Origin of the sequence: Streptomyces sp. CHD11, from assembly GCF_018638295.1 — a bacterium.
Lineage (GTDB): Bacteria > Actinomycetota > Actinomycetes > Streptomycetales > Streptomycetaceae > Streptomyces.
In genome coordinates, this window is the sequence record NZ_JABTTS010000027.1 from 173,760 (window position 1) to 191,141 (window position 17,382).

A 17,382-nucleotide genomic window follows, 5' to 3' on the forward strand; every position below is an offset into this window, starting at 1 on the left:
GCGTGCATTCTTCCGCGATCTTCCTGATCGAGTTCGGCGCGATCATCCTCGGGCTCGGTCTGCTGGGCCGCCTCGCCGGACGCCTGCAGTTCTCCCCGATTCCCCTCTATCTCCTGGCCGGCCTCGCGTTCGGTGAGGGCGGGCTGCTGCCGCTCGGCGCGAGTGAGGAGTTCGTGGCGATCGGCGCCGAGATCGGCGTGATCCTGCTGTTGCTCATGCTCGGCCTCGAGTACACGGCCAGCGACCTGGTCTCCAATCTCAAGACCCAGTACCCGGCCGGCCTCGTGGACATGACGCTGAACGCGCTGCCGGGCGCCGCCATGGCCCTGCTGCTCGGCTGGGGCCCGGTCGCCGCGGTGGTACTCGCCGGCGTCACCTGGATCTCCTCCTCCGGTGTCATCGCCAAGGTGCTCGGCGACCTCGGCCGGCTCGGCAATCGCGAGACCCCGGTGATCCTCAGCATCCTGGTGCTCGAGGACCTGGCGATGGCGGTCTACCTGCCGATCATCACCGCTCTGCTGGCCGGCGTCACCATCGCCGCGGGCAGCGTCACCCTGGGCATCGCGCTGGGCGTCGCCGGGCTGGTGCTGTTCGTCGCCGTCCGCTACGGGCGGGTCATCTCACGGTTCGTCTCCAGCGACGACCCGGAGAAGCTGCTGCTGGTCGTGCTGGGTCTCACCCTGCTGGTCGCGGGTCTGGCGCAGCAGCTGCAGGTCTCGGCGGCCGTGGGCGCGTTCCTGGTGGGTATCGCCCTGTCCGGTGAGGTCGCCGAGGGGGCGCACAACCTGCTGGCGCCGCTGCGGGACCTGTTCGCCGCGGTGTTCTTCGTCTTCTTCGGCCTGCACACCGACCCGCAGTCCATCCCGCCGGTGATCCTCCCCGCCCTCGGGCTGGCCGTCGTCACCGTGCTGACGAAGATCGCCACCGGTTACTGGGCCGCCCGCCGGGCAGGGATCTCGGTGAAGGGCCGCTGGCGTGCGGGCGGCACCCTGGTGGCCCGTGGCGAGTTCTCCATCGTCATCGCCGGACTCGCGGTCACCGCCGGTATCGAGCCCGACCTCGGCCCGCTGGCCACCGCGTACGTCCTGGTCCTGGTCGTCCTCGGACCGCTCACGGCCCGCTACACCGAGCCCATCGCCCTGCGTCTGACCGCACTGCGAGCGGCGTCGGCCGACACCGTGCCCGTCCCGAGCGCGGCGCCGGCCGCGGAGACGCTGGAACCGGTGGAGGACAGCGGAGTCGAACGCTGAACCGCCCGGAGGAGGGCGCCGTCCGGCGGAACGGACGGCGCCCTCCTCCGCGTCGACGCGCGCCGGACACGGCTCGTCCGCGGAGCGAGAGGCCGCCGTCCGGTCCCTAGCTCTCCAGCCGGACCGGCATCAGCAGGGAGAACGTGTGCTCGTCGTCCGGGCGGCGGACGGCGAGGGGCGCGGTGGGGGCGCCGAACTCGAGGAGCAGCCGGTCGCGGGCACCCGCGGCCAGCGCCTCCAGCAGGAACGCCCGGTTGACGGCGACGAGATCCTGGCCGGTGGCCCCGTCCCCGGTGACGGCGACCGAGCCGTCGTCCGACACCCGCAGCACGCTGAGGTCGCCCGCTCCTGCGTCCTGCTCACGTACAGGACCACCGCGCACCGCCTTCCGGAACGCCGGTACGTCCACGGGGACGCGCCGCCCGGCCGGGAGGCGGACCAGGCGCCGGTAGTCCGGGAAGTCGTGGCCGAGGCACTGGCCGGCCGTCTGCCGGTCCCCGGCCTCGAGGGTCACGCGGTCGCCGTCCAGGGCGAGCCGCGCGCCGTGATCGCCGTCCAGCAGCGCCCGCATCGCGTCGGCGAGCGGCAGCGGAACGGTTCCCCGTACGCGGGGGCCGTCGTGCCCGTCGGCGGGCACGTGTGCCACGGCCATCCGGTACCGGTCGGTGGCCACCACGCGCAGTCGGCCGTCGTCGAGGTCGAGATGGATCCCGCCGAGCATCGGCAGCTCCGGGTCGGTGCCGGCCGCGAACCGGACCGCGTCCAGGGCGGCTGCCAGCCGGGGACCGGGAAGGGTCAGCCGGACGGTGGTGTCGGTACGGGGTGAGGTCATGAGGTTCTCCCTCTGGTCCAGTAGGGCTAGGAGTGCGGAGAACTCGTCACGGGCGTCGGTCAGCCCCTGCTGCAGCCGGCGCAGATGCGCCTGAAGGAGCTGCCGCACGAGATCGGTGTCGGCGCCCGCCCAGCCGGCCAGCACCAGCCGGATGTCCGCCAGCGGCATACCGGCCCGCCGCAGCCGGGCCAGCAGCCGGGCCTCGTCCAGCTGTCCGGGCGCGTACCAGCGGTAGCCGCTGACCGGGTCCACCCGGTCGGGAACCAGGACACCGGCACGGTCGTAGAACCGCAGGGCACTCACACCCAGCCCGCTGTCCCGGGCCATCTCACCAATGCTGCGCATCTCGTTCTCCACATCCACGACCCTGATCCCTCGACAAGGTCGAGGGTCAACCCCCGCCCGGGACGGGACGACGGCCGGTGACCGCGCCCGGTTCCGGCCGCGGGTCCTGACCCGGGACACGGCCGGTCCGACCGTGCGCGACGCGGCCGCCCGGAACGAGCCGAGGAGCACCCCCCACAGGGCGGAGGACCCGGACACGCCGCCCGCCGGGAGCAGCCCGCCCACGATGATCAGCAAGAAGTCCTCCGGATCATGCATGATCACGAGCCGGCCCGCAGCGCCGTGCGGGTGACGGCTTCATCCGACCGGGCGGACCCGGAGCCGACGGCGTACCACCGGCGCACAGCGGCGCGTTGGCCGGGCATGGACAGCACTGGGACGGCGCGGCGCCTTCTCGGGCACGACGCCGCGCGCCGGCCGTACGCCGAACTCACCAGCGGGTACGGGGGCCACACGCCGATCTGCACGGCGCTGGTCGCGGAGTGGCGGGCCAGGGGGTACACGGTGCCGGAGCACCGTGACGGCCTGTGGGCCACTTTCGCCGCCCCGACCGTGAGCGAGCGCGCGACGGTCCCGCCGGTGCCCTTCCTCGTGCCGCTCCCCCTCCTGGGGCCGCCCGCCGGGGCCGGCCGGCTCACCAGCCGTCCGGCCCCGCCGGGTCCGCGCTGACCGGCGCCAGCACGGCGAGCGTGCCGGTGGCCTTGCGCAGGGCCGTCTCGAGCGGACCGGGGGAGTGCAGGGCGCCGCTGCCGTCCGGGGGGACGAGCCACTCCAGCCGGCCCGCCGGCCGGTAGGGCGGCGGTACGGCGACCCAGGCCCCCCGGCCGACGTGCCGCACCCCGAATCCGACCCACTCGGTGACCGGATCGGGCGGCAGGAAGAACCCCACTCTGCGGGCCGTGATGTCCACCAGGGTGGGCCCGGGTGCCTTCAGGGGATCGCGCCACAGGATGTCCAGGGCGAGGAGCCCGAGCCGGTCGGGCACGCTGAGCACGTCCCAGTACCGGCCGGCTGCGAGCAGCGCCGTCCCCTTGCCGTGATCCCACTCGCGCTTGCACTCCTGCGGGTCGGTGGCCGATGCGGCCAGCCACTCGACGGCTTGCTTCCACATGACGCTGTGCATGTCCCCACCCCGGGCGCGGTCGGTGCGCCGCTGCGGGCGCGTGCGGTACGGGTCATGCTCGTAGATATTTCTATCCACCGGAAGGGTGGCGCGGGCTGGCGTTTTCGGCCACGGCGACCGCACCGCTTCCGGGACCGCACCGCTTCCGGGACCGCACCGCCCCGGAACCAGAACGCCCCCTGGAGCCGGATCGGGAACCGGTCGGGGGGGCGTTCGACGCGCTGGGCGGGACGGATCAGTCGTCGCGCTCCGCGCGCTCCGCGTCCCGCTTCTTGATCCGTTCCGTCTCCTTGCGGACCTCGGCCTGGGTGGCACGCTCCCGCTCCAGCCACTCGGGGCGCTCCTGCTTGAGCGCCTCGATCGCCTCGGTGGTCAGGGGCTCGGTGACTCCGCCGCGCGCCAGACCGGCGATGGAGACGCCGAGCTTCGCCGCGACGACCGGACGGGGATGCGGGCCGTCGCGCCGCAGGTCCCGCAGCCACTGCGGCGGGTCCGCCTGGAGCGCGTTCAGCTCGGCGCGTGAGACGACACCCTCCCGGAACGCGTCGGGGGTGGCATCGAGGTACACACCCAGCTTCTTCGCCGCGGTCGCGGGCTTCATCGTCTGGGTGCTCTGGTGTTGCGTCATGGGGACCAGGGTATCGAGCGTGTGCGCGACCGCCGACCACGGCCGGTAACCTGGCCGCGTGACAGGCTCGGCAGTGCCCCCCTCGTTCCGGCTCGCGTACGTACCCGGCGTGATGCCCGGCAAATGGGTACGCATCTGGAACGAGCGGTTTCCCGCCGTCCCGCTGGCCCTCGCCCAGGCCTCCGCGGCGGCGGTGCAGGATCTGCTGCTGAGCGGCGAGGCGGACGCGGGCCTCGTCCGGCTGCCCGTCGACCGTACGGTCCTCAGCGCGATTCCCCTCTACACCGAACAGACGGTCGTCGTGGTGCCCAGGGACCACCTCGTCACGGCCGTCGACGCGGTCACCCCGGAGGACCTGGCCGACGAGATCCTGCTGCACCCCCTGGACGACGTCCTCGAGTGGGAGAGCCTGCCGGGGCGGCCCGCCCGGGAGCGGCCCGCCACCACCGCGGACGCGGTCGAACTCGTCGCGGCCGGGATCGGCGTGCTGGTGATGCCGCTGTCGCTCGCCCGGCTGCACCACCGCAGGGACCTCACCCACCGGCCGCTGGAACCCGCTCCCGGGTCGGGCGTGGCGCTGGCCTGGCCGGAGGCGGCGACGACCGACCGGGTGGAGGACTTCATCGGGATCGTCCGGGGCCGGACCGTCAACAGCACCCGCGGCCGCACCCAGCAGCAGCCGACGCCGGAGAGGAAGCGCGAGCGGACCGACGCCGGCCCCCGGCGCACCCGGCAGGGCGGCGGATCCGGCGGACGGGGCCGCCGGTCGGGCATGGGCGGTACGGCGAAGAACCCGCGGCGGGGCAGGCCCCGCCGCGGGTCGTGACCGTCCCCTCCGCCGCGTTACTTGACCGTCGAGGACGGTGACGGCGCCGGAGAGACCGTGTTGAGGTCCTTCAGCTCCTCGGGGATCTCCAGCGCGACGACCGGCGCACCCGCCTGCGGTGCCGGCGGCGTCACCGCTTCCCGCGGCATCTTCGGCGGGCTGGTCTGCTGGAAGTTGACCTGCTCGTGATTGACCAGCCCTGTCGCCTCCAGCACCGTGATGTGGTCGAGCACGGTGTCGTTGGCCTGGTCCGCCAGCTGCCGGACGAGGGTGTTCCTGGTGTTGGCACGGATCTTGGCGATGGCCGGGAAGATCTGCCCGTGCGTCACCCGCATGATGTTCACCGCCGAGGAGTCGAACTCCTTGCCGTTGGTGGACTTGATGGTCTCCACGAACCCCTGCTGCTGCGGTGACGCCTGGTTCGGCAGCGTGATGCCGAGCTCCAGCGAGATCCTGCGGCACGAGTCGTCGAGCCGGCCGTGCCCCACGACCAGGTGCTCGCCCGCCTCCTTCATCTCCGGCGTCGTCCCCCGCTCCATCGCCAGCAGGCCCAGCGGGTGCTCCCACAGCCCGGCGGCGCGCACCTTCACCACGAAGTCGCGGTCCGCCTCGGTCAGCGGGCCGTAGTTCGTGTTGGCCACCACCCGGTCCTGCTTGGTCGATGTGTTCTGTACGCCCAGCATGGTGGGATAGGCGAGCGCGGTGAGGGTGAGGATCATGGCTCCGCCCACGAACGCGGTACCTGCCGTGCTGCGCGAGATGCGCATCGTGCCTCCTGGGATATGAACGGCCCAACAGCAGGGAGTACGGACGCCGGGCGCGAGACAATCACCGTTCGGGAAAGAATTTTCGGACGGTCCAGGCGGGTGGCGCCCGTACTCGTCACTCGCTCACCGTCGGCGCGGCCCTGCGAACCGGCCTGCCCCCGGCCGTCCACCGCGGATCGCGCACGTGTCACCAGCGTTCTCCCGCCGTGTGAGGGCGCACCGGCCCAGGCGTCCTCGTCGAGCGGCGCGGCGCGGCCGTCCCGGGCGGGGCCGCCGACGCCGGCGGCGCGACGTGTCGAAGATCACACCGCTTCCGGGTGTCGCGGAAGGGTGTCGCGGAAGGGCGTGCGCCGACGAGGCCGGGAGCGGTGTGATCTTCGCACCGCGCCCCGAGGGGCGCGGGCGCGCGGTGCTCCGGTCAGGGGCGCCGGACGGAGTCCGCCAGCCAGGTGTAAGCCGCCCGGGACGTGAACTCCGACTGCCCGCCCCGCAGCAGCAGGCCGGCGGTGGCGAACTCAGGCGCGTCGGCCTGCTCCGCCACATACGGGATCGCGATGCAGCGCATCCCGGCCGTGTGCGCGGCGGCGGCGCCCGGGGCGGCGTCCTCGACCACCACGCAGTCGGCCGGGTCCGCGCCGAGCCTGCGGGCCGCCTCCAGGAACACATCCGGAGCGGGCTTGCCGCGGGCGACCTCGTCGGCCGGGACGACGGTGCGCAGATACCTGTCCAGGCCCGTGCCCGCCAGGATCGCCCCGATCGCCTCGGGTGAGGAACCCGAGGCCACGGCCATCGGGACGCCCTCGGCCGCCAGCAGCCCGACGAACTCGCGCATCTGCGGGTACACCCGGGTCGACGCGCCGGCCAGCTCCAGGTAGTGGCCGTTCTTGACCCCGAGCAGTTCCTCCACCGGCGCGGACAGGCCGTAGCGCTCCCGCCAGTCGGCGATCGTCTCGCGCGTGCTGATTCCCACGTACCGCTGGTGCTCCGCCCAGGAGAAGTCCGGGACCTCGTACGCGGCGAGGGTCCGCCGGCCGGCCTCGTAGTAGTTCGGCTCGCTGTCCACGAGTGTTCCGTCGAGATCGAAGAGGACCGAGAGGGTGCCGAGCGTGCTCATGGGGCCAGCATGTCAGTGCTCACGTCCGAGCCGTCCGGCCGATCGACTCCACCAGCGGCAGCAGCCGGTGCGGGACGCGCTCACGCAGGGCCACCTCGCTGCGGGTGCGGACCACTCCGGGCAGACTGATCAGCTTCTGGACCACGTCCTCCAGGTGGGCGTTGTCGCGCGCCACCACCCGGGTCAGGAGATCGCCGCCGCCCGTGATGGAGAAGGCCTCGACGATCTCGGGTACGGCGGCCAGCGCGTCGCCCACCTCGTCCAGCCGTCCCTGGGTGACCTCGATGTGCACGAACGCCAGCACGGGGTGGCCCAGCGCGGCAGGGGAGAGGGCGGGACCGGTGCCGGTGATCACGCCCTCGCGCTCCATGCGGTCGAGCCGAGCCTGCAGGGTGCCGCGGGCGACCCCGAGAATCCGCGCGTACTCCCGCACGCTGGTGCGCGGCTGCTCCAGCAGCAACCGCAGGATGCGGGTGTCCAGCTCGTCCACGGCCATGAGGTCTCCGGTCCCGGTGTCGGCCATTGGCACGGCGATGGCCGTAGAAGTGCCGCGAATACTGTACCAATGGCGCACTCCGGATCGAGCCGGTTGAGCCGCTGGTGGAAGAGATGCTGATATGGGGATGTCGATGGCGCTGCGGACCTCCGCGGCGCCTTTCTCATGCCGTGGCGTGCACTTCCCGTCCCACGGCGTACACCACACGGGAGATCAGGGGGCAAGCGGTGCTGAAGAGGGTGTTCACGGCCCCGGACCCGGGCCGGACACGGCTGCGCTTCGCGGCGCGCGCCGTGCTCGGTATCGGGCTGGCCGTCGTCGTCTGCGGCCTGGCCGGACACTCGCTCACCGGGGTCGTCACCGGCGGGCTCGCCGCGCTCCTCGCGCTGTTCACCGTCACCGACGCCACGGTCCGCGCACAGGCCGTCACCACCGCGCTGCTGCCCGTCGTCGGCCTGCCGGTACTGGCCGCGGCGGCTGTTCTGCAGGACCAGCCGGTGGCCCGCGACCTCACCTTCCTCGCCGTCGTCGGTCTGGGCGTGTACAGCCGGCGCTGGGGACCTCGCGGGCACAGCCTCGGGGTCTTCGCGTTCATGACCTACTTCGTGGCGCAGTTCCTGCGCACGCGGCCGGAGCAGCTGCCCGAGCTGTACGCCTCCGTCGTGCTGTCCGTGCTCGCCGCCGCCGTCACGCGCTTCGGACTGTGGTGCTACGAACGCCGTCTCCCTCCGCCCGTGACACCGGCGCCGCCGGCCGGTACCGGACTGGCCCGGGTGACCACCCGTCAGGCCGTCCAGGCGACCGCCGGCGCGGGCTTCGCCCTGGTCGTGGGCCAGCTGGTGTCGGGAGAGCGCTGGTACTGGGCGGTCGGTGCCACCTGGTGGGTCTTCGTCAACACCACCTCGCGCGGCGAGACCCTGGTACGCGGTTTCCGACGGGTGCTGGGCACGGTCATCGGCATCGGGCTCGCGCTGTTCGTGGCCGTCCCCGCGCACGGTCAGGTGCCGGTCACGGTCCTGGTCGTCGCCGTCTCCGTCTTCGGCATCTTCTACACCGCCGCCGTGTCCTACACCTGGATGATGCTCTGGGTGACCCTGCTCGCCGCCATGCTCTACGGCCTGCTGGGGGTGCTGTCCCCCGGCCTGCTGGCGCTTCGGGCCGTGGAGACCGGCGTCGGCGCGCTCGGCGCGGTGCTGGCGGTGGCGCTCGTGCTGCCCGTCACCACGCACCGCGTCACCGACGGCTGGATCCAGCGGGCCCTTCGCTGCGTCCACGCCTGCACCGCGGAGGCGGCCGCGCGACTGGCCGGAGCGGTGGACGCCGACCCGGCGCCCATGGTGGCCGAACTGGAGCAGTTGCTCGCCCGGGTACGCCTCGCGGTGGCCCCGCTGGTGCACCCCCTGAACCCCATGCGCGCGCGCAAGCGGCGCGCCCGCCAGGTGCTCGCCCTGCTCGACGACTGCGCCCGGGAGATCCGCGGTCTCGTCGCCGTCGCCGCCGACCCGGAGGCCTCGCACGACGCCCGGCTCGCCGCCGCCTGCTGGCGGGTGGAAGCCGCGGTCGAGGCGCTCACCGGCGGCCGCGACATCGCCGTACGGACGACTGCGGTGGCATCCGAACCGGCCCTGGCCCACCTCCACGGTCTGGAACGGGCCCTCGCCGAGCTCGCCGCCCCGCTGCGTACCCCCTCCCGTTCCCCGCTGGTCGGGGCCTGACCCCGCGAGCCGCCGGCCACGGCGCGTCCTGCGCACCTGGCCCCGGGTGACCGGCTGTTACCGTCACCCGGTCGGCATCGGACGAGATCAGACGAGAGGGGACAGTCGTGACGCACGCCGGACGGCGGGCTTTCATCGGGTCGTTCACGGCGGCGGGAGGACCGGGTATCGTCACCGCCGCCGTCACGCCCGGCAGCGGCGCACTGACGCCCCTGGGCGCCGTGAACACTGTCGCCGACCCGTCCTGGCTGACCCTGTCACCCGACGGCCGCATGCTGTACGCGGTCAGTGAGACGGCCGAGGGCGCCGTCGCCGCGTTCCGCGTGACCGCGGACGGTCCGGAACCCGCCGGACGTGAGGTGCCGGTGGACGGCAGCGGGCCGACCCACCTCAGCCTCTTCGCCGGGCATCTCCTCACCGCGAACTACGGTTCCGGCAGCGTCAGCGCCGTCCCGGTCCGCGCGGACGGCTCTCTCGCGCGGACCGTCTCCGGAGTCCTCCGGCACAGCGGCTCCGGCCCCCACCCGCAGCGCCAGCAGGGCCCGCACGCCCACCAGGTGCAGCCGGACCCGAGCGGCCGCTGGGCGGTCGGCGTCGACCTCGGCACGGACTCGGTGCGGGTGTGCGCGCTGGCCGGCGGTGTCCTGGTGCCGCACCGGGAGATCGCGCTGCGCCCCGGCTCCGGCCCCCGGCACATCGCCTTCCACCCGGGCGGCTCGTACGCCTATGTCCTCAACGAGCTCAGCCCCACCCTCGTGGTCTGCCGCTGGGACGCCGCCGGCGGTGTGCTGAAGCCGCTCGCGGAGGTCCCGGTGCTGCCCGGCCCCCCGGCCGGCGACGCCTTCCCGTCCGGTGTGGCTGTCTCGGCCGACGGCCGCTTCGTCTGGACCGCGACCCGCGGCGAGGACGTCCTGACCGTGTTCCTGGCCGAGGGCCAGGGCGCGGGACTGACCCCGCTCACCACCGTGCCGTGCGGCGGCCACTGGCCCCGGGCGATCACCGCCTCGGACGCCGTCCTGTACGTCGCCAACGAGCGCTCCGGGGACGTGACCTGGTTCTCGCTCGACCCGGAGACGGGAGTGCCGCGGCGCGGCGGGTCGATCCCGGTGCCCGCCGCCTCCTGCGTGGTGCTCGCCGCCCGCTGACCGGGCGCCCGGCCCGTACACGCCGAAGGGCCCGCCCCGGAAATCCGGAGCGGGCCCGCTCGGCGTCCTGCCTCGGCCGGCCGTGTCAGTGGGCCGGGGTGTTCTGCGCCTGCGGCGGGGCGATGCCGAGGGCGGTCGTGTACTTGGCCAGCGCCAGCTTCCCGATCGCCGGGTACGGGCCGAGCGCCTCGGCGGCGGAGCAGCCGGCCTCCCGAGCCGCCTCCTCGATGAGGCTCGCGTCGATCTCCGGGCCGATCAGATACGGCGCGAGCGCCAGCTGCTGCGCACCGGCGCCGCGCAGCTGCTCGGCCACGGAGGCGATGGAACCCTCCTGGTCCAGGGCCGCCGCGATCACCGGCACGGCGAGGCGCGCGGCGAGCAGCATGCCGGTGATCCCGGCCGCCTGCACGGCCTCGTCACCGCCCACCGAGGCCAGGATGATGCCGTCCGCGGCGGTCGCCACGGTGAACAGCCGGGCACGGTCGGCGCGGGCCAGACCGGCCTCCGACAGCCGCACGTGCAGCGCCTCGGCGAGCAGCGGGTGCGGGCCCAGCACATCGGTCAGCTCGGCGGCGACGCGGCTGTCCATCACGGCCTGGCGGATCGCGCGCACCAGCGCGCTGTCCGGACCGGCGAGCAGCGGCACGACGACGGCGACGGGGCCGTCGGGCTCCTTCACGTCCACGCCGGCGGCACGGGCCTGCTCGAAGCGGGCGGTGCGCTCCTCGGCCGCGTGCGCGAGCAGGGACGTCAGCGAGGGGTGCTCCTCGTCGCCGTCGAGGTAGCCGATCCGGGCGTCCAGACCGGGCAGCTCGGAACGGGCGATGCTCACGACCTCTTCGGCGAGCGAGCGGGTGGCACTACTGGGCGCACCCGGCACGGCGAGGACGAGCGCGGGCGCGTCCTCGGGAGCCACCAGCGGCTCGGGACGGCGGTGCCGCCCGGGCTGACGGGGGCGCGGCATTCGTACTGGCAGGCCGGACGCGGGCCCAGTGGGGGTGCTCATGTAGCGGCATGTTAGTGGTTTCCTGGGCTCCCCTGTTCGGGGAGGGTGCAGGTGAGCGGTATCCGTCCGGTTTTGTCGGATGAGTTACGTACGGGCGTCCGCCGCGGGTGTGCCCTGCCCACCTGCCGGGACCGTCACGCACAGCAGCGTCGCGTCGCCCGGAAGGGTGAACGAACCGCTGGTCAGGTCCTCCGCCATCCGCACCGCCCCGTGCAGGGGGTCCCCCTCGGCCCGCACCCGCCGCGCCCCCGGCAGCCGCCTCGCCAGCTCCTCGTCCACGGGGCCGAGCAGGGGCGCTCCCATCCGGAAGAGGCCACCGGTGAGAGCGATCGACGGCGTGCCCTCCGCCGGGCACACCGCGGCCGCGGTGTCGGCCATGTGCCGGGCCGCCGCCCGCAGGATCTCCACGGCGACCCGGTCCCCGCCGGCCGCGCACTCGCCCACCCGCGGCGCGAACGACGCGAGCACGGCCGGCCGGTCGGCCCGCGGATACAGCCGGCCCGGCAGCCCGGTGACGGGTCCGAACACGTCCTCGGCGGCCGTCAGCAGCCGCTTCGAGCCGCCCTCCCGGCCGTCGTGCGCGCGCAGTGCCGCTTCCAGGCCGGCCCGCCCGATCCAGGCGCCGCCCCCGCAGTCCCCGAGCAGATGGCCCCAGCCGTCCGCCCGGCGCCAGCCCGTCAGATCGGTGCCGGTCGCGATGAGTCCCGTGCCGGCGGCGACCACCGCGCCGGGGCGCGGCCCGAGGGCGCCGACGTACGCGGTGACCGCGTCCGCTGCCAACGCCACCCGCCGTACCCCCAGTTCACGGCCCAGCGCGTCCGGCAGCTCCGCCCGCAGCGCGTCCCCCAGACTGGCCATCCCGGCCGCGCCCACGACGGCCTCCGCCGGCTGCCCGGTCCCGGCCTCCGCGCACAGCGCCCGTGCCATGGGCACCAGTTGCTCCATGAAGTGCTCCGGGTCGATGCCCCGCGCCCCGGTCCGCACCGGTTCTCCCGAGGAGGACCGGGCCAGCGGACCCCGCCCGCCGGCCCCGACGACGACCCGGAGTCCGGAACCTCCGGAGTCCACGGCGAGATAAGCGGGCCCCGTCACGGCGCTTCACCTCACCCTCTGCCGGCCGGCCGCACGGTGTCGTGGGCCGACCGCTCACGACGAGGACGAACACTAGCGTCCCGGCGCCGCTGCCCGCGGACGCCTCGGGTAGGAGTCCGGGCCCCGTTGTCGCTAGAGTCCGTGCGTGGCACCAAGACCTTTGCATGAACTGGTGGAAGCGGGCTGGGCGAAGGCCCTGGAACCGGTGGCCGACCGAGTCGCGGCGATGGGCGACTTCCTGCGGGCGGAAATAGCCGCAGGGCGTACGTACCTGCCCGCGGGTCCTCATGTCCTACGGGCGTTCCAGCAGCCGTTCGACGACGTCCGTGTCCTCATCGTGGGCCAGGACCCCTACCCGACGCCCGGTATGGCGATCGGGCTGAGCTTCGCGGTGGCGCCCGAGGTGAGGTCCCTGCCGGGGAGCCTGGAGAACATCTTCCGGGAGATGAACTCCGACCTGGGGCTGCCCAGACCGTCGAACGGCGACCTGACCCCCTGGACCGAGCAGGGTGTGCTGCTGCTGAACAGGGCGCTGACGACGGCTCCGCGCAAGCCCGCCGCCCATCGCGGCAAGGGCTGGGAGGAGGTCACCGAGCAGGCGATCCGCGCGCTGGCGGAGCGAGGCAAACCCCTGGTCTCCATTCTGTGGGGACGGGACGCCCGCAACTGCCGTCCGTTGCTCGGCGATCTCCCCGCCGTCGAGTCGGCCCACCCGTCACCGATGTCGGCCGACCGGGGCTTCTTCGGTTCACGCCCCTTCAGCCGGACCAACGACCTGCTGACCCGCCAGGGCGCACAACCCGTGGAATGGCGCCTGCCGTAACGGGCCCGCCAGCCCGCGCGGACGGCGAGGCGGCCGGGGCATGCGGGGGCGGTCGGCCGTTTCGGCACCGGGGCGTGGCCGTCCACCGCGGGCGGTTCGACGGGCGGGCCGCCGGTGGCGGCACCGGGCGGGCACGCGGTTCGGGCGTCCGGTGCGCCCGAACGCCCGAGGCGGGGCTCCCGGGCGGGATCAGCCGACGACCGCCGCCCGTACGCACAGCACGTCCGGCAGGTGCGACGCCAGTTGCCGCCAGCTGTCGCCGTCGTCGGCCGACGCGTACACCTCGCCGTTGCGGTTGCCGAAGTAGACGCCGGCCGGGTCCGCTCCGTCGTGGCACATCGCGTCGCGCAGCACCGTGCCGTAGTGGTCCTCCTGCGGCAGTCCGGCCGTGAGCGGCTCCCAGCTCGCGCCCGCGTCCGCCGTCCGGTAGACCCGGCAGCGACGGCCGGCCGGGACCCGGTCGGAGTCGGCGGTGATCGGGAACAGGTAGGCCGTGTCCGCCCGGTGGGGGTGCGCGACCACCGCGAAGCCGAACGTCGACGGCAGTCCCTCGCCGATGTCCGTCCAGTGTCCGCCCGCGTCGTCGCTGCGGTACACCCCCCAGTGGTTCTGCAGGTACAGCCGGTCAGGGTTCACCGCGTCCCGGGCGACCTTGTGCACGCACTGCCCGAACTCCGGGTCCGGGTCCGGGAGGAAGACCGCGGAGACCCCGGAGTTGGACGGCGCCCAGCCGGCGCCGCCGTCCAGGGTGCGGAAGACCCCGGCGGTGGAGACGGCCACCGTCACGGCCAGCGGATCGCGCTCGTCGGTCAGTACCGTGTGCAGCCCCTCACCGCCGCCGCCCGGCACCCACTTGTCGCGGGTGGGGTGTTCCCACAGCGGTCGGACCAGTTCGAAGGTCTCCCCACGGTCCTCCGATCGGTACAGCGCGGCCGGTTCCGTACCCGCGTACACCACATCGGGTTCGGCGGCGGCCGGGTGCAACTGCCAGACCCGCTCCAGCGACGCGCCCGTGTCCCTGGGGAACCTGACGGCCGGCTGGGCCGGTTCGGTCCAGGTGCGGCCCAGGTCGTCGGAGTGGAACACCGACGGGCCCCAGTGCGCGCTGTCCCCGCCGGCCAGCAGCCGGGGGTTCGGCCCCCGGGTGTCGATGGCGACCGAGTACACGGCCTGCGCGTTGAAGTGGGGACTCTCGTCGAACTTCCAGGCGCCACCTCGTCGGCGCCCGATGAACAGGCCCTTGCGGGTGCCCACGGCGAGCAGTACCTCGGTCATGCCGATCACCTCCGCGACGTCGTCCTCGACGTCCTTGTCTCGGTCACCGGCCAGTCTGTACCCCACCACTGACAGTCACCCGTGGATCAGGCCGCGCCGCAGGCTGTGCCGTGTGCCGAAGCGGCCGGCGGCGGGCCGCCCGCGCCGGGCGCGGCCGCCCCGGTGACGGGTTCAGCCGCGCTCCGGCAGCACCTGCCCCGCGATCCCGCCGACCCCGGCCGCCGCGGGCAGCGTGCCGGAGGAGTGCCCCCGGTCGCCGCCCAGCCGCGTCGCGCGGAAGGCGTCGGTGACGGCGGGCGGGGCGGGCGGGACGAGGAGCCAGCGCGGCCGCGCGGGGAGCGGCCGGCCGTACGGGACGCCGCGCGGGGTGCCTCGTAGGGCAGTTCCCGTCGGGGCTGTCGGTGGAACAGGCCAGGCGGCGTGCGCGTACAGCGTGTGCTGTCGGGCCAGGGCCGCCCGGGACAGAACAGCCAAGTCGTTCCCGGTGCACCTCCGGCAGGGAAGCCGGGCCGCCATCACGGTGCGCGGCGGACGGCGTCAGACGGAGCGGTGGTACTGGTCCGGCACATGCACCGCGGCGCCCAGCTCACGGGCCGCATGCCGGGCCCAGGAGGGATCGCGGAGCAGCTCGCGGCCGAGGAGCACCGCGTCCGCCTCCCCGCCTGCGAGGATCTTCTCCGCCTGCCCGGCCTCGGTGATCAGGCCCACGGCGGCCACCGGCATCGGCGTCTCCGCGCGCACCCGCGCGGCGAAGGGGACCTGGTAGCCCGGCTCGGAGGGGATACGCACACCGGTGGCGTTGCCGCCGGTGGAGACGTCGAGCAGGTCGACGCCGTGGTCATGCAGCGGGGAGGCGAAGCGGACGGTGTCGTCCGCGGTCCAGCCCGATTCCTCCAGCCATTCCGTGGCCGAGATGCGGAAGAACAGCGGCTTGTCGTCCGGCCAGACCTCACGCACGGCGTCGACGACCTCGAGCGCGAAGCGCGTCCGGTTCTCGTACGAGCCGCCGTAGGCGTCCGTGCGGTGGTTGGAGTGCGGGGAGAGGAACTCGTTGATCAGATAGCCGTGGGCGCCGTGGATCTCGGCGATCTCGAAACCGGCGGCGAGGGCCCGGCGGGCGGCGTCGCGGAACTGGCCGACGATCTCCCGGATCTGTTCGGCGGTCAGTTCGTCGGGGACGGGGTGCCCCTCGGCGAAGGCGAGCGGGCTCGGTGCGGCCGGCTGCCAGCCGTGGGCCTCGGGACCGATCGGCGCGCCGCCCTTCCAGGGGCGCTCGGTCGAGGCCTTGCGGCCGGCGTGTGCGAGCTGGATGGCGGGAACGGTGCCCTGTGAGCTGAGGAAACGGGTGATCCGGCGGAAGGCCTCGACCTGGGTGTCGTTCCAGATGCCGAGGTCGTACGGCGAGATGCGGCCCTCCGGGGACACGGCGGTGGCCTCGGTGACGATCAGCCCCGTGCCGCCGGCGGCGCGAGCCGCGTAGTGCGCGAAGTGCCAGTCGTCCGGGGCGCCGGCCCCGGGCCCGTCGGGCGCGGCCGAGTACTGGCACATCGGCGCCATCCACACCCGGTTGGGGATCGTCACGTCGCGCAGGGTGTACGGCTGGAACAGCGTGCTCACGGTGGGCTCCATTCGGCGAGGACTGGACGTGTAGTACGATAAACATCGTAGTACGGCGCATGTCAAACTACGAAGCCCCTCGTACAATGGAGATTCCTCCCGGAACGAATGTGGAGCCGCCGCCGTGACGACCGCCGCACCCGTCCCCGGCAGCCGTGATCTGCCGCACCCCCCGCGGAACGAGATCCGGCTGGAGGGTGTGCTGCACGCGCTCTCCGACCCCGTCCGGCTGCGGATCGTCCGCGAGCTCGCCGCCGAGGAGGCCGCGCTCTCCTGCTCGCACTTCGATCTGCCGGTCACCAAGTCCACTTCCACCCATCACTTCCGGGTGCTGCGCGAGAACGGTGTGATCCGGCAGGTCTACGAGGGCACCGCGAAGATGAACGCTCTGCGCCGCGACGACCTGGACGGCCTCTTCCCGGGCCTGCTCGACGCCCTGCTCACCGCGGCCATCCGCCAGGCCGGCCGCCACGACGCACCCTGACGGTCCCCGGCCGGAGGGTGCTCACCCGCACCGGGCCGAGAGGCCGCCTCCGCCCCGGTGCGGGTGAGCCGCTCCCTCCTGCGGCCGGGCGCCGGGGTACTGCTGCCCGGCCGGGACACGGGCGCTCCGGCCGGCTCCCGCCCGGCGCCCCTCGAGGCGCGGCGCGCCGGATTCTCTCACCCCCGGGCCCGCCGGAGATCGTTGAGGTCCCCCCGGACGGCACGGTCCGCGCTCCGCTGACAGGGTGCCGTCCGCCGGGCGGGGCGCGTGTTCCCGCAGAGGGAAACTGATCACACCGTTACGTTGCGTGTGTGCTCGAGGCATCTTTCCTTCATCTTTCCGATCGCTCTCCGGCGGAGGGTGCGGTGTCCGTGTGGCCCGCATGGGAGGTGCGGGAGGGGGAACGGGCGACCCGGTGGCTCCACGTGCGACTGGACTTCGGTGACGGGGCCAGGATCGACGCCCTCGCGACGGTGTGCGAGGGGTGGGTCTGTGTGGAGGACGTACAGGCCCGGCCGGCGCTCGCCCTGGAGGACCTGGCCGTGCTCGCCGACTGGATCGAGGGCCCGCTGGCGCGGGCCTGCGGCGACGAGCCGGATCCCGGCGGCGAGGACGCCGGTACGGGCACGCACCGTGACGGCTCCGCCCGGCCGCGGGGGCCCCAGGAGGCGCGCCTCGTGGCACGTGCCTACCGCGAGGCGCAGGAGCGGGGGGCCGATCCGGTCCTCGCCGTGATGGACGAGACCGGGTACAGCAGGCGCGGCTCGCTCCGGCTCATCGGCCGTACGCGCGACGCCGGCCTGCTGTCCCCGCGGCACGCCCGCCGCTGAGCGCCGCCGCGGTC

General features: G+C 73.9%; 19 protein-coding genes. 8 read left to right on the forward strand and 11 right to left on the reverse strand.

The genetic code is table 11. From position 1 onward, the window contains the following. The first annotated feature begins 2 nt into the window (after positions 1-2). Positions 3-1,250 (forward strand): cation:proton antiporter, encoded by a 1,248-nt coding sequence (locus HTV45_RS24790; protein ID WP_215208077.1) that lies wholly within the window; start codon positions 3-5, stop codon positions 1,248-1,250. 106 nt (positions 1,251-1,356) lie between these two features. Here the strand turns inward: HTV45_RS24790 and HTV45_RS24795 are convergent, their stop codons facing one another. Further along, a complete protein-coding gene (locus HTV45_RS24795; RefSeq protein ID WP_251692672.1) occupies positions 1,357-2,427 on the reverse strand; it encodes a MerR family transcriptional regulator in 1,071 nt (356 codons plus the stop codon). Positions 2,428-2,679: 252 nt separating this feature from the next. On the opposite strand from HTV45_RS24795, the gene HTV45_RS24800 reads away from it, so the two are divergent. After that, positions 2,680-3,096: a hypothetical protein gene (locus HTV45_RS24800; protein ID WP_251692673.1), complete on the forward strand. Its 417-nt coding sequence runs from the start codon at positions 2,680-2,682 to the stop codon at positions 3,094-3,096. Here HTV45_RS24800 and HTV45_RS24805 read toward each other — a convergent pair. Both HTV45_RS24805 and HTV45_RS24810 read right to left on the reverse strand, forming a co-directional pair. Continuing rightward, positions 3,062-3,550 (reverse strand): hypothetical protein, encoded by a 489-nt coding sequence (locus HTV45_RS24805; RefSeq protein WP_215208078.1) that lies wholly within the window; start codon positions 3,548-3,550, stop codon positions 3,062-3,064. The two genes, HTV45_RS24800 and HTV45_RS24805, sit on opposite strands and share 35 nt — an antisense overlap. A gap of 235 nt (positions 3,551-3,785) precedes the next feature. Next, a complete protein-coding gene (locus HTV45_RS24810) occupies positions 3,786-4,178 on the reverse strand; it encodes a DUF5997 family protein (RefSeq protein WP_215208079.1) in 393 nt (130 codons plus the stop codon). Positions 4,179-4,236: 58 nt separating this feature from the next. On the opposite strand from HTV45_RS24810, the gene HTV45_RS24815 reads away from it, so the two are divergent. Further along, entirely contained in the window at positions 4,237-5,004 is a 768-nt protein-coding gene (locus HTV45_RS24815) for a LysR family transcriptional regulator substrate-binding protein (RefSeq protein ID WP_215208080.1), read from the forward strand. A gap of 17 nt (positions 5,005-5,021) precedes the next feature. Here HTV45_RS24815 and HTV45_RS24820 read toward each other — a convergent pair whose 3' ends face one another. The 3 genes from HTV45_RS24820 to HTV45_RS24830 all read right to left on the reverse strand — a co-directional run bounded on the left by HTV45_RS24820 (position 5,022) and on the right by HTV45_RS24830 (position 7,381). After that, positions 5,022-5,771 carry a DUF4142 domain-containing protein gene (locus tag HTV45_RS24820; protein ID WP_215208081.1) on the reverse strand — a complete coding sequence of 250 codons (750 nt, stop codon included), beginning with the start codon at positions 5,769-5,771 and terminating at the stop codon, positions 5,022-5,024. A 418-nt stretch (positions 5,772-6,189) separates the two neighbouring features. After that, the gene (locus HTV45_RS24825; RefSeq protein ID WP_215208082.1) at positions 6,190-6,885 is read right to left on the reverse strand and encodes an HAD family phosphatase; all 696 of its coding nucleotides are present in this window, start codon (positions 6,883-6,885) and stop codon (positions 6,190-6,192) included. A 19-nt stretch (positions 6,886-6,904) separates the two neighbouring features. After that, positions 6,905-7,381 (reverse strand): Lrp/AsnC family transcriptional regulator, encoded by a 477-nt coding sequence (locus HTV45_RS24830; protein ID WP_215208116.1) that lies wholly within the window; start codon positions 7,379-7,381, stop codon positions 6,905-6,907. 227 nt (positions 7,382-7,608) lie between these two features. On the opposite strand from HTV45_RS24830, the gene HTV45_RS24835 reads away from it, so the two are divergent. Together HTV45_RS24835 and HTV45_RS24840 are read left to right on the forward strand one after the other, a co-directional pair. Then, entirely contained in the window at positions 7,609-9,096 is a 1,488-nt protein-coding gene (locus HTV45_RS24835; RefSeq protein WP_215208083.1) for an FUSC family protein, read from the forward strand. A gap of 107 nt (positions 9,097-9,203) precedes the next feature. After that, on the forward strand, positions 9,204-10,241 hold the full coding sequence (locus HTV45_RS24840) for a lactonase family protein (RefSeq protein ID WP_215208084.1): 1,038 nt from the start codon (positions 9,204-9,206) through the stop codon (positions 10,239-10,241). 85 nt (positions 10,242-10,326) lie between these two features. Here HTV45_RS24840 and HTV45_RS24845 read toward each other — a convergent pair whose 3' ends face one another. Next, positions 10,327-11,247, reverse strand: coding sequence for a sirohydrochlorin chelatase (locus HTV45_RS24845; RefSeq protein WP_215208085.1), 921 nt, complete (start codon positions 11,245-11,247; stop codon positions 10,327-10,329). Between the two features lie 84 nt (positions 11,248-11,331). Beyond that, positions 11,332-12,339, reverse strand: coding sequence for a BadF/BadG/BcrA/BcrD ATPase family protein (locus tag HTV45_RS24850; RefSeq protein WP_215208086.1), 1,008 nt, complete (start codon positions 12,337-12,339; stop codon positions 11,332-11,334). 145 nt (positions 12,340-12,484) lie between these two features. Here HTV45_RS24850 and HTV45_RS24855 point away from each other — a divergent pair, with 145 nt between their 5' ends. Then, positions 12,485-13,162 (forward strand): uracil-DNA glycosylase, encoded by a 678-nt coding sequence (locus HTV45_RS24855; RefSeq protein ID WP_215208087.1) that lies wholly within the window; start codon positions 12,485-12,487, stop codon positions 13,160-13,162. Positions 13,163-13,351: 189 nt separating this feature from the next. Here HTV45_RS24855 and HTV45_RS24860 read toward each other — a convergent pair whose 3' ends face one another. The 3 genes from HTV45_RS24860 to HTV45_RS24870 form a co-directional block, all read right to left on the reverse strand. Continuing rightward, on the reverse strand, positions 13,352-14,506 hold the full coding sequence (locus tag HTV45_RS24860; protein WP_215208088.1) for a sialidase family protein: 1,155 nt from the start codon (positions 14,504-14,506) through the stop codon (positions 13,352-13,354). A gap of 102 nt (positions 14,507-14,608) precedes the next feature. Further along, positions 14,609-14,911: a hypothetical protein gene (locus tag HTV45_RS24865; RefSeq protein ID WP_215208089.1), complete on the reverse strand. Its 303-nt coding sequence runs from the start codon at positions 14,909-14,911 to the stop codon at positions 14,609-14,611. Positions 14,912-14,974: 63 nt separating this feature from the next. Then, positions 14,975-16,054 carry an NADH:flavin oxidoreductase/NADH oxidase gene (locus HTV45_RS24870; protein ID WP_215208090.1) on the reverse strand — a complete coding sequence of 360 codons (1,080 nt, stop codon included), beginning with the start codon at positions 16,052-16,054 and terminating at the stop codon, positions 14,975-14,977. 124 nt (positions 16,055-16,178) lie between these two features. Between HTV45_RS24870 and HTV45_RS24875 the strand changes: the two genes are divergently transcribed. Both HTV45_RS24875 and HTV45_RS24880 read left to right on the forward strand, forming a co-directional pair. Then, positions 16,179-16,538 carry a helix-turn-helix transcriptional regulator gene (locus tag HTV45_RS24875; RefSeq protein ID WP_215208091.1) on the forward strand — a complete coding sequence of 120 codons (360 nt, stop codon included), beginning with the start codon at positions 16,179-16,181 and terminating at the stop codon, positions 16,536-16,538. 365 nt (positions 16,539-16,903) lie between these two features. After that, positions 16,904-17,368: a DUF6214 family protein gene (locus HTV45_RS24880; protein ID WP_215208092.1), complete on the forward strand. Its 465-nt coding sequence runs from the start codon at positions 16,904-16,906 to the stop codon at positions 17,366-17,368. Positions 17,369-17,382: the final 14 nt, after the last annotated feature.